This window comes from Pasteurella sp. P03HT, from assembly GCF_054052285.1.
Genome location: NZ_JBSIUM010000003.1, coordinates 1 through 13,451, shown reverse-complemented (window position 1 = coordinate 13,451; position 13,451 = coordinate 1). Strand labels below are relative to the sequence as shown.

4 protein-coding genes are annotated in these 13,451 nt (G+C 43.8%); all 4 read left to right on the top strand.

From position 1 onward, the window contains the following. Nucleotide 1: 1 nt before the first annotated feature. On the top strand, nucleotides 2-1,708 hold the full coding sequence (menD, locus tag ACWIT3_RS03365; protein ID WP_457161407.1) for a 2-succinyl-5-enolpyruvyl-6-hydroxy-3-cyclohexene-1-carboxylic-acid synthase: 1,707 nt from the start codon (nucleotides 2-4) through the stop codon (nucleotides 1,706-1,708). A 55-nt stretch (nucleotides 1,709-1,763) separates the two neighbouring features. Further along, nucleotides 1,764-2,495, top strand: a complete 732-nt coding sequence (gene menH, locus ACWIT3_RS03360) for a 2-succinyl-6-hydroxy-2,4-cyclohexadiene-1-carboxylate synthase (RefSeq protein WP_457161406.1) — start codon at nucleotides 1,764-1,766, stop codon at nucleotides 2,493-2,495. A 332-nt stretch (nucleotides 2,496-2,827) separates the two neighbouring features. Further along, a complete protein-coding gene (locus tag ACWIT3_RS03355) occupies nucleotides 2,828-4,552 on the top strand; it encodes a ShlB/FhaC/HecB family hemolysin secretion/activation protein (protein WP_457161405.1) in 1,725 nt (574 codons plus the stop codon). A gap of 29 nt (nucleotides 4,553-4,581) precedes the next feature. Further along, the coding region (locus ACWIT3_RS03350; protein WP_457161404.1) for a two-partner secretion domain-containing protein at nucleotides 4,582-13,451 on the top strand (8,870 nt) is incomplete at its 3' end.

The window sequence follows — 13,451 nt, the reverse complement described above, 5'->3', positions numbered from 1 at the left end:
TATGTCAATAAGCGTATTTAATCGTTGTTGGTCAAAAGTGATTTTAGAAACCTTGCTACGCCAAGGCGTTTCACATTTTTGTATCGCCCCTGGTTCGCGTTCCACTCCTTTAACACTCGAAGCTGCACGTTTACAAGAAAGTCAACGTGCCACCTGCTACACACATTTTGATGAACGAGGTTTAGGCTTTTTTGCCCTCGGATTAGCGAAAGCCACCAAAAAGCCCGTCGCCGTCATCGTCACCTCAGGGACCGCCGCCGCCAACTTATACCCAGCCATCATTGAAGCGCGCCAAACGGGGGGGAATCTCGTCATTCTCACCGCCGACCGCCCCCTTGAGCTACTGGAGTGCGGCGCAAATCAAGCCATTTTACAACAAAATATGTTTGCGGATTACCCTGTCGCCGCCGTGAACTTACCTCGTCCAAGTCAAGACTACCCAGCCAGTTGGCTCATCTCCACCTTAGATCAAGCGTGCTATAAACAAAAACAACAAGCAGGCGTCGTGCACATCAACGTACCTTTTGCAGAGCCGCTGTATGACGCACCGAATGAACAAGTAGACTCACACCCGTGGCTAGACAACATCACACGCTGGTTAAGCCAACCAAAACCTTGGATCGTCCAACAACCTGAACAAAAAGAAGTTGTCATGCACGCCAACTGGGACCATTGGCGCACCATGCGCGGCATCATCGTCGTAGGGCGCCTACCTGCTGAACAAACCATGGGCATCATGTCGTGGGCAAATACCATGGGCTGGATTGCGCTGACCGATGTACAATCGGGCGTCGAAGCAAGCCTACCTTACGCAGACATCTGGCTCGCGAACCAAACCGTGAAACAAAAGTTACTCGATGCCGACATCGTCATTCAATTCGGATCAGGCTTGATCAGCAAACGCGTTAACCAATTTCTTGCCGAATTTAAAGGAGAATATTGGATCGTTGAACACAGTGATCGCCTCGTTGATCCGATGCTCCACGCCCACACCCGCTTTAATGCCAAAGTGCACCATTGGCTACGCGCACACCCGCCATTACGTCAAAAACCGTGGCGATTAGAACCGCTAGCCTTAGCCAAATTCTGTGCCAGCTTTATTGAAAAACAAGTGGGCGGCAACTTAAATGAAGCCTCACTCGCACATCACCTCGACCGCATTTTGCCAAACAACGGCGTACTCTTTTTAGGCAACAGCCTCTTTGTACGCTTAGTCGATGCCTTAGCAAAATTGCCCGACGGCTACCCAATTTACACCAACCGTGGAGCAAGCGGCATCGATGGGCTACTTGCTACTGCCGCAGGCATTGGTATCGGAACCAACCAACCCGTTGTCGCGATGATAGGCGACCTCTCCGCGTTATATGATGTCAATTCCCTTGCCTTATTCAAAAAGGTCACCCAACCGACCATTATCTTTGTCATCAACAACAACGGCGGTGCAATTTTTGACATGCTCCCAGTAGATGCCGACGTCAAAGAAAAATATTACCGCATGCCGCATCACTTAGAGTTTTCGCACCTCGCCCAAACCTTCGATCTCAAATATGCTCGCCCATATACTTGGGCAGACTTAGGGGCAGTGTTAAAAATGGCATATTCACGCCGCGAAACCACCTTAATTGAAATTAAAGTCGGGGCAAGTGACGGCAGCAACATCTATAAACGCCTGATTGAACAAATCAGCTATGCCGTCATAGGCGAGTAAAATATCACCAAAAAAATGCTCGTCATCCCACGAGCATTTTTAATAAGGATACCTCATGCCAACACTTGTTTTTTTACACGGTTTACTCGGCAGCAAAGAAGACTGGCAAAATGTCATCGAAAACTTACCGCACATGACCTGCCTAGCCCTGGATTTGCCCTTTCACGCCCAAGCCAAACACATCCAAGTGAACGACTTTGAACAAACCTGTGATTACCTCGCCGCGCAAATCAACGCACAGCTGGGTGACCAACCCTATTATTTAATTGGTTATTCATTAGGCGGACGCATCGCCCTGTATTACGCCTTACACTACACCAAACCCACAGGGCAGCTCCAAGGTGTCATCGTAGAAGGGGCAAATCTCGGCTTAACCAGCGAAACAGAAAAACGCACTCGCTGGCAACAGGATCAAACATGGGCAACCCGTTTTAACACACAAACTCCGCAACAGGTCCTAACAGACTGGTATCAACAACCCGTTTTTGCACATTTAACCGCCACCGAACGAACGGCGTTAATTGAAAAACGGTCGGCACAATGTGGCAACCATATCGCACAAATGTTGCTCGCCACCAGTTTAGCGAAACAGCCCGATTTCCGCCCACGGCTACGTACCTCCACCTTACCTATCCATTATTTTTGTGGCGAAAAAGACCAAAAATTCAAACAACTCGCGCAAGAAGCAGGGGTGAATCTCACCCTCATCGAGCAAGCAGGACACAACGCACACCTCGAACAAAGCCAACAATTTGCCCACAAAATACAAAACAAGATTAATTTTTAATCATTTCGCCGCATCAGCTCACCCACGCGTGATTTTATTTGCTGACTATTCTAATGATTACCATTATAATAAGCGCGATTTATTTGATGTACCGCAATGATTAATTAATCATTTCCCCTGAAAATAAGCATCTCATCTAAATTCAATATCTTATGATAATTTGATAATGAGAAAAAATTATCAAATTTGTTTTTTTATTTTTTTATTCTTTTAGCTATTTTATTGTTTTATTTTTGTACACTTTTGATTTCAGACTGGTGCGACCAGACTGGAAAAATAGCATTTATTTTTTTGTAGTAAAACTTCACGCTTCGTTAAAATATGGAGATTTTATGAGAAGAAGACACCCATGCAGGCTTAGTCCATTTTTTCTAAGCTGTTCAGCCGCCTTATTTTTAGGGCATTCCACGTTTGTTTATCCAAATGAACAAAATCCGTTAACGCAAGAATTGTCACGTTTAAAAAATAAACAGCAATTTGAAGATGTCGATGAAAACTTTAAAAAAGCACAACAGTTTTTAGAAGACAAACAAGCGACCGAAGAAAAAACCTTTTCTTTGCCAGAGGGCGCCGCCGCAAGTAAATACAAAATTACCAGCATCGCCATCGATCTCGCAGAGGAAAACGTCTCCCTTGATTTCGAGGAAGTCATTGAGGCTTACCAAGATCAGCCACTGTCCACCAAAGTGGTATTTCAGTTAGTCAAAGACCTCACCGAAGTGCTGTATCGCGCAGGTTATGTGACCAGTGCCATCGGGTTAAAAAATTCAAAAATCCAAAATGGCGATCTTGAATTTATTGTCCTTTGGGGTAAAGTCAACGACGTACTGGTTGAAGGCGAACAAGCAACGGGCTTTCGTGATAAAGCCATGGTTTCTGTCTTGCCCAATTTAAAAGGCAAAATCTTAAAAGTGCACGACATCGACCAACTGGTTGAAATCTTAAATACCACCAATAAAAGCGCCAAAGTGAACGTGGTTGCCAGTGAACAAAAAGGCATTTCTAATTTAAACATCGAAAGACAACTTAGTATTGCCCCCGATCTCACGATCGGCTTCAACAACTCAGGAACAGACGGCAATAAAGACGGACGTAACCAAGTCACCGCCAGCTTGTCATGGAGTGACCTCCTCGGCACCAACGACAGTTGGCATTTCTCAACGGGGCACCGTCTCTACGATTACAGCCGTTTCAACAACCAACGTAACTACTCCCTCACCTACAGCCAACCGATTGGTTTCTCAACGCTGGAATTAAAAGTCTCGGAGTCAGGCTATAAAAAAGCCCTTGAAGGCGGGAGAGGCGTCTTTGCGTCAACGGGGAAAACCCAAACAGGCGCAGTCAAACTGTCTAACGTATTGCTACGTAACAAAGAAACCATCTTAACCCTTTACGGCGAAGTGGAATTTAAAAAACGCATCAGTTACTTCACCGATATTCAAATCGGTCACTACCACAATAATAAAGCCAATGTCGGCTTATCCTATGTCACTAACCTAGGCTACGGAAAATTATATGCCGACCTGTCTTATGCGAACGGCTTAAGATGGTTTAACGCCAATCGCTCCGCTTATGATGAAAAAGGAGAAAAAACGTTAAAATTATTGTCAGGAAGTATCAACTGGACTCGTCCAATAGCTATGTTTGAACGGACGATGAATTACCAACTCCGTATCGGTGGACAATATGGCTTTGACAGCCTGTATTCAGAAAACCAATTTTCCATTGGCGATGAATACACGGTAAGAGGCTTTAAAGGCGGCGCCGCCTCTGGCGACAGCGGAGCGTACCTCGCGCAAACCTTTACCTTGCCTTTCTATCCACAAAAAGCCTACCTCTCGCAAATTTCGCCATTTGTCGGAGTGGATATCGGTAAGATTCATCTCAAACAAACGCACCAAACGGAGACCTTAGCGGGTGTCGCTTTGGGGGTGAAAGCCCAAGCCAGCGCCTTGTCGCTCTCATTCACCTATGGTCAACCCATTAATGGTGTCGGTACTCTGAAAAACAGTGCGAAAAAACCAGTTTACTACTTTAGTGGTTCCCTGTCTTTTTAATGTAGTTTAAGTTGAAGGATTAACTTAGTATGAATAAAAATCGTTATAAACTTATTTTTAGCCAATCAAAATCTTGTCTTGTGCCCGTTGCTGAATGCATTAAGTCAGCGGTAGGCAACGGTTCCTCAGATGCGGTGAGCACAACAGAAGGCGACGCCGAGGAACCGCCCCTCGAAGCACCTCATGCCTTATCCCCCGTGTCATTATGGGTCAAAAACACCTTTAACCCAGTGTCTTCAGTCATGCAGCTCACTTGGAAACATGTATCGATTTTATTGTTGACTGTAGTGTCGGCGCCTGCGTTTGCTCAACCAGATGAACCGCCTAAGAAACCGTCACTAACAAAAATAGAAAATAATCATGAAGATATAAAGTTAGCGACTGAAAACAATATTCAGAATGGTACAGATAAAAAGACAGCATTATGGAAAACTGATAATAATGTGATTGTAATTGATATTGCAAAACCGAATGGAAATAAAATTTCTAATAATATTTTTGAGAAATTTGATATTCCTAATGGTGCGGTATTTAAAAATAACAAACAGCAAGAGCGTTCGCAGATAATAGGTTATTTAGAAAAAAATCCAAACCTAGGTGAAAATGATGTTGTTGATGTTATTTTAAATCAAGTTAAAGGAAGTGATGAGAGTAAGATCAAAGGCGCACTAGAAGTATTGGGTAAAAAAGCGGATATTGTGATCGCCAACCAAAATGGGATTACCTTAAATGGTGTGAGAACTATTAATGCCGATCGTTTTGTAGTGACTACGAGTAAAACAATTGATCCTAATGAGATGCTTTTAGATGTTACAGGCGGTAAAGTCACTATTGATGTGAATGGTTTGGCAACTGATGGTTTAAAATATTTAGACATTATTGCCAAAACGATTGAACAAAAACAATCTATTGTACCAGCTAAAGAGCTTAAGCCAGAAACGGAAATTACTTTAGTGGCGGGAACCAGTAAATATGATTTTAACAAGCATCAAGTTACAGAAAAAAACGATACAGCTGTTCCAGAGGGCACAATCGCTATTACAGGTGCAAGTACGGGGGCGATGCACGGTAAAAATATCAAGCTGATTGTTACCGATAAAGGCGCAGGGGTAAAACACGACGGCATTATTTTGTCTGAAGAGGATATCCATATTGAATTGCACGATGGGGATTTAGATATCGGCAATACAACAGATAAAACACCAATTAATACCTTAGATCGCAGATTGCAAGCGAACAAAAAGATTGAAGTCAAAAAGGCGAAACGTACAACGATCGGCAGTGAGTTAAAAGCAGATGAGATTAAGGTTGAGACTCAAGATTTGATCGTCAAAGCCAATACTGAAGTGCGTGCTAAAACTGCCGATATAAAATCAAAAGATACCGTTTCTTTTGAGGACAGTGCGAAGCTCGTCGCGACTAAAGTAGACGTAAAAACCGAAGCTTTAACAAATAAAGGGGTGCTCTACGGCAGCGATGTCAAGCTGGATGCTAATGATTTAGTTAATGAGAAAGAAATTTTTGCGGAAACTAAGTTAGATATTGAAACAAAAGGCAAAGAGTTTTCCATCAGTGAAACTGATTATAAAACAGTTAGGTTGTTGAAAAATGCTGCCAGCTTAAAACCAGGGTTTCTCAATAAAGGGGTGATTGAAAGCAAAGGGGATGCGACCTTAACTTTTAAAGATAACACCAGTTTTTTAGCTCAAGATAACCGTTTCATTAAAGCGGGGAAAAATTTAACCATTACGGCACAGAACGTTGAAATCGAAAAACAAGATATTCAACTCAGCTCCAATTTAACCATTAACGTAGAAGAAAGCTTTATTAATCGCGAAGGAACGTTAGCTTCTGCACAAACATTAAAGATTACTGCCAAAAATGGCGGTATCTATAATGTAGGCGCGACCTTAGGTGCAGCAAAAGAACTAAGCTTAAAAGCGAATTCAAACGATCACAAAAAAGGCAATATCGTTAACCGAGAAGGCAGCTTATTACATACGCTCGGGACACTAACCTTAGATACCAACCGTGCGGTTTACAATATCGGCAGTATTTATGCTAAAGATAAAATCACGGTGAAAGCCCATGAGCTCATTAACGATGTGAGTTTATCTGGTGATATTCGATATAAAACTTTGGGCAGCAGTCGCTTATATGAAATGAGCGAAGTAGCGGCACATGGTTGGCATAACAATGTGTATAAACTCAATCTGGATATTCAAGAGTTAGATAAGGCTGACATTAAAGTAAAGAATAGAGGCGCAATTCGTTCGGATGGAGATTTTTATTTTAAAGGAATCGCATTTGAGAACGGATTAACTACGGATGATTTACAATCTAAACTAATTAACCATGGTTTAATCAATGTTAAAGGCACTTTCAAAGCCGAAGTGGATCAAGTCACCAACCAAATGAAATATTATGAACGTGATGCGTTATCCTCTGTGTTTAAAAATAAAGCCAGTATCAAAATCCACTACCAACCGCTCGCTCGCTTTATCTGGACCGCCTTGTCGGGCAATACCGTACGTGAATTTGACAGTTTAGAATCCTTTCTCGATGCCATGTTTGGACCAAGCCCAATCGCCACCACCAGCTTATATTCGGCAGAAAACTACAGTGCTTATCAAATTCTGCGTCACGTACAGCATTCTGACATGTACCAAAAAGCCATGGCACAAGTGTTTGGCGCCGAGTGGCATACTAAGTCATACGACACCATGAAAGCAGATTGGAAAAAATTTAAAGACAATCCAACCAGCCTTAAATATTATCCAGCCGAAAAAGCGAGAATTCTTGCTGATAAGCTTGAGGGTAACTTCTCAACATTACAGAATGGTGAACATACTGAATACGGTAAGTTTGATGGCGCAATTAAAATTGGTCAACATGAGTTAACTCTACCAAAAATAGAATTTAAGCCAGAAATAGCCAATGGACAAGATCTCAATGCAGAGGATATTGATTTTAAGACTATTGCAGAGTTATTAGAAACACCAAATTTATTTATTGATTACAGTGTTCAGTTTGAAAAAAAATATGTTGAGGATGATGAATATTTTATTCCCCCAGTGTTACAAAATAGCGACTCCTTAAGCAGTTTAAATAATGATGAATACAAAACACGTTCTCGAACAACCCTTGATCCTGATTATGATAATCCAGATGAGTTTTTTGAAAATGGGCATTTTTTTAATGAACTTTTAATAGAGCTTAGTAAAGAGCATCCAGAAGCATTACAGCATCTTGTGACTTATCCAAATGGTGATTATTTTGATTATAAAAAGAATTTGGCTCGTTATCAGAACTTAGGAGAGGGTCATCTTCAAGATCCTTTACGTAGGTTATTTGATAAGAAAAAAGCAGAACATGACGCTATGCGAGCAGAATCTTCCAAGAAAGCTTTAGTTATGACAGAGCAAAAAGAAGAAAAACGCATTATAGAAAGCAAAAAAGAGGAAAAACGTCAAGCACTTGATAAAGTGGAAAAAATCCGTCAAATAAAAGAGGAAAAACGAAAAGTAGAAGAAATTCGTCAAAAAGAAAAACAACTTGAGATTGCAATTAAACAACAAGAGGTAAAAGAACAACAAGAGAAAGCCGTTGCGGAAGCAAAACAAAAAGCGGAACAACAACGCAAAGTCGAACAAAAAGCCGCCCAAGAAAAACTGGAAGTTCAACAAGCGCAAGCCTATCAAGAAAGCGTAAAACACGAGACCGTGGTGTCCAAAGATACCTTCTTGAAAGTGATTGATGATCACCGTCCAAAAGTGGAAACCGATCCGCTCTATCGGACTAAGTTAAAATACATCAATCAGGATCAATACGCAGGCGCGAATTATTTCTTCAATAAACTCGGCTTAGATACCCAAGGTAACCAAAAAATTAACGTATTAGGGGACAACTACTTCGATCACCAATTGATTACCCGTACTATCGAGAAAAAAGCCGACAACCGTCTGAACCAAAAATACAACCTCACCGATGTTGAGTTAGTGAAAAAACTGATGGAAAACTCCACCTCACAGGCAAAAGCCTTAGACCTGAAAATTGGGGCGGGATTAACCAAAGAACAACAATCGAAACTCACCGAAGACATCGTGTGGTACGTGAAAACCCGTGTGAATGGCAAAGACGTGTTCGTCCCACAAGTGTACCTCGCGCCAGAAACGGTTGCGGAAAACAAAAAATTACAAGGGCTTGGCACAGGCGTGATCAGCGCACGTGAAGTGGATATTAAAGCGGACAACGTAACCAATACGGGAACCTTAGCGGGTAACAAGGTGAAAGTGGAAGCCACGAACAAGATCCAGAATAAAGGCAGTATCCTAAGTACCGAAGAAACGCGCTTAGTCGGTCACAAAGGAATCGAAAACCTATCACGTTCTTTCGCGAACAACGAGTTAGGGGTCGAAACACAACGTTCTGAGATCAGAACCGAAGGACACTTACACCTTGAAACCGACAAAAACGCCAGCGTGGATATTCAAGCCTCTGACGTTAAAGCGAAATCCGCCTTTGTCAAAACAGGTGATCTCAACGTTAAAAACACTTACAACACGAAACACAGCTATCAAGAATCCATCCAAGGACCGAGCGTCAATATCGGCTTAGATTTACGCACCTTCACACCAATTTTTGATGTGACAGCGGGAAGTCGTTCTGAGCAGAAGAGCGAAGCAACCTCCGTGGGTTCAAAAATCGCCGTGGATCAATTACACCTTGCCGTTGAGAACGATGTTAACCAAGTGGGCAGTGATATCGAAGCGAAACGCATTAGCGGTGTCGTAAAAGGGAACTACAACACAGAAGCAGGTAAAAACATCAAACACGAAGAGCACGAAGAATACGGTTCACAAACCTATCTTTCTGCCCACGCCAGTGGCGGCGGTACTTCGGTGCGCTATGATTACAACAGTAAAGAAGGCGGTAAAGCGTCCCATAACGTACCAACCTCACAAACAGGGTTAGGCGCAGACGCAGGGGTCTCTTTCACCTATGAACAAGAAAAAGAAACCCTATTAACCCACACCAACAGTGAGCTTCAAGTTGAAAGCGGAAAACTACACGTATTAGGTCAAGCCGATATTGGTGGCGTGGACATTAATACGCGCGTGCCTGAAAAACCGCAAAATAAAGCCGCATTGCCAGAGAGCGCAGCACAAACGGCAGAAGCTAACCCAGCCGAAAAACCAGCAGAAGCGGCGGCAAACCCAGCAGCAGCGAGCCAACCAAATGGCGCGCCAGTATTCAACACCTTATCCGATGCAGAAATCGCTGACTTAATGTCAGAGAAAACGAAAGAACACTTTGAACAAGAAGCGAAAAAAGCACCGACAAGCGAAGGCTTTGAATTAGCGGCGAAAGAAATTAAGTCAACCAAACAAAAAGACCAATACGATCAAGAGTCCGTCCGTACTTCATTCAAAATTGGTCCAGAAGCGGAAGCTCATTCTGCCATTGCGGATATGGTGAGCCATGTGGTGAAAGAGTTCCGTGATGCACAAAATGGTATCAAACGCGATGGTACTGCCGTACTCCAAAATGCAAGTGATGCGTTAAACATCATCACTGGTGACTTAGCGGGTACATCAACCAAATTAGCGGTAGAACGTAACCATGAAACCAAACGCACCAGTGAATCAGGTGATATCTTGACCAAAATCGGCGGTAACGTCACCTTATCGGCACATGGCGGTAGCGTAGAGCTCAAAAATGTTCAAAGTGATGAAAACACAAACTTAACATTAAGAGCGAAAGACGACGTGAACATCCTGGCGGGCGAGAAAAACCGTGAAGTAGATGAAACCGTGTCAAGACAAAAACTGGCAGCGGGCGTGAACGCAGGCTGTGGCATGATGAATGGGGCATGTACGGCGGGCGGCAGCGCTTCGCTAGAAGGTAACGAAAGTTATACCTCAGAACGTCAAACGAGCCATAACAACAGCCTATTACAAGGTCAAAACATTAAGATCGAAGCAGGTCGTGATCTCAACTTAGTGAGCTCAAATATTGATGCAAACAACGTTGATCTCAATGTACAAGGCAAAACCAATATCGTATCAAAACAAGATACATTACAGAAAACCACACATGGTTTCGACTATAACTTGTCACTTGGGGTAGCCTTGTCAAGTGCGACCATCGCCACACCAACAGGAAACATCGGAGCAGGTTACACCAATGAAACGGAAACCAGCCGTACCGTAAACCAACAAGCAGGTATCAAAGCGAACAAGCTAACAGGTCAAGTCAAAGACGTGAATCTTGAAGGCGGTTATCTCATCAGCCAAGATGGCAGCAACAGCTTGAAAGTCACAGGCGATGTCACCAGCAAAGCCCTACAAGATCAACATGATAAAGACGGGGGTTCATTCGGCTTATCTGTGGGGATCAGTGAGCGTGGTACAACTGCCTTTAACATTCGTGGAGGACGTTCTGATCAGAAACACTACAACGCGACACAGCAATCGACCATTTCAGGTATCGATACCTCTAAAGCGCAAGTCTCTGGTCCAGTGAACACAGACTTATCGAAAGCGAAAGAAGTGACTCGCGATGATACCTATGCGTCGACACAATTCAGCTTCGAAGTCGCGGATATTATCGAATTAGGTCAACGTGCGAAGAATAACTTGCAATCTAAATTGGGTGGTGTCCCAGATAACACTCCAGATGTACCAACAAATAAAGTTCGTGCAACAGAAGAGGTTGAAGCGCCACAAACCCGTTCACGTTTAGCAGATGAAGTTGACGTTGCAGCACAAAAAGCACGCACATTCGATACTGAATCTGAATCAGCCAGCGTGAAAAACCCAATCTATGAAAGCGCAGAGTCCGTGGCAACACCACGTCGTAGCGCAGGTGAAACAGAAGTTTCAGAGGTTTCTCCAAAAGTCCGTCTCGCTGACAGCGACGCAGAGTCAGTTTCGGTGAAAAACCCAGTTTACGACAGTATTGAAACTGCAGGAGCAACCCCTCGTACAAGAAATGGGGACGCCACAGAAACCTTGGAAAATCCACTTTACACACCGCTTACTCCTCGTGCGAAAGCAAATGATGATGACGGTGCAACGGCGAAAACACGTGTGTACGAAGAAATTCCACTCACCGATGACGGAGCGAGCCAAGCACTTAGCTCACCTCGTTCTAAAGTGGCAACAGAAGAGCATACTTATGAAGAAGTTGCACAAGGTCCATACAGTACCGTTGGTGATAAGAACGCAAATGGTGGACGTGGTCCAAAAGTGAACAGTGCAGCAGAAGGCATCTACAGCACGATCGAAGAGGTGAATGTCGGTACCGCACGTCGTGGCTCAAGCGTACCAGAGTATTCAGAGCTTCAAGCACCAAGCAGACGTCAAGCAACGGATCCATTGCCAGACGTACCAAATGCACCGCGTCCTCGTTTAGACGCTGAAGCAAGTGATGGTATTTACGCTGAAATCGCATTGAAACCAAGAAATGCGCACGATCCATTGCCTGAGTTGCCACCTGAAGCGAGAATTCGTTCAAGTGAGGCACCTGACTTTGCTGAACATATTTATGAAAGTCTGCCTTTAGCAAAACGTCCATTACCGAATACGCCAGATGCAGAGACCAAAGTCACCGTGAGCGGTAGTGAAAGTGAATACGCGAGTGTGAATGTCACACCGAGAACGCGTAATCCACAAGATACATTGCCAGAAACGCCAAACGCGAGACCGCGCTCAATTGCAGATAGCGATGGTATTTATTCTGAGGCAGAGAATATTACAACGCTTCAACCTAGAACTAAATCAAGTCAAGGTGGATCTGACTATGAACAAATTCCATTAGACGCTATTGATAGCGACGGTGCAGTTCAACCGCGTTCAAACGTTAAACGTGGCACAAGCGAAGAAACCAATTCGCTAGAGGCTAAAGTTCGTCATGCTGCTGAAGAAAGCCCTGAGTCTGTTGTAAACGCTAAAGCGAAAGGAACTACAAACGACGAGTTGTATGCAACGCTTGATAAGACAACAGAAGGACGTGCAAGAGCAAATGCGAAAGCCGATGAAGCGATTGCGCAAAATGCAGTAGCGAAAGTACGTGTTGAAGAAGAGGCAGCGCCTGCATTGCCGAAACGTCCTGACAACTTAACGTCAGACGCAGAAAGCAGTGTTCCAGCAAGTACAGCGAAAGTGGCGCGTCAAGACAATGACGCCAACGAAACACCGAGCGTAAGAAGCCGTACGGATGATCCTGATTATACGACGGTGGCAGACGTGGTACCAACGCCAAGAGCGAAAGGCGATCGTCCATTACCAGAAACACCAGACGCACAATCAGCAACACAAGCGAGAAATCGTATTCATGTTGAGGGTGACTATGCCGAAGTGCTTGATACGGTCGCGAAACCAAAAGCGAACGCAGGTCGTGAGTTACCAGAAGTTCCAAACCAAGCATTACCGAAAGCCCGTTTATCTTCTGTAGACGGTGATTATGCTGAAATTGGTCAAGTTCCAGCGGCTAAACCGCGTGCGCAAAACGAACAAACTGTCGCAGAACCTCAATCTGTGGTTGCTGCCGCGAATACGAATAACAACAGTAATCGTGCGAAACCAGTTGATGTGAAAGATAGCGCAACGGAAGTCCCTGCTGCAGCGGCGAAAGCAGAAAAATCCGAGAAATCTTGGCTCACAAAAGTGAAAGACTTCTTCACAGGTAGCTCAAGCAAAGAACAAGCGAAAGCAAAAGCGTCAAAAGCTGCGAAAGCTGCGGAACAAGACGCGCAAGTTGCGGCGAAACCACGTTATGACGATTTAGAAGACAATATTAATCTGAAAAATCTGTTAGCGTTAGAAGAGCAACGTAACGAAAGCTTTGAAAGCAACGTCTTGAAAAATGCGAAGTTCTTAGATGAAGCAAGAGAAGC

Bases quoted from the DNA above. Each gene is read 5' to 3' on its own strand.
- menD (WP_457161407.1), top strand. From the start codon at position 2: ATGTCAATAAGCGTATTTAATCGTTGTTGGTCAAAAGTGATTTTAGAA.
- menH (WP_457161406.1), top strand. From the start codon at position 1,764: ATGCCAACACTTGTTTTTTTACACGGTTTACTCGGCAGCAAAGAAGAC.
- ACWIT3_RS03355 (WP_457161405.1), top strand. From the start codon at position 2,828: ATGAGAAGAAGACACCCATGCAGGCTTAGTCCATTTTTTCTAAGCTGT.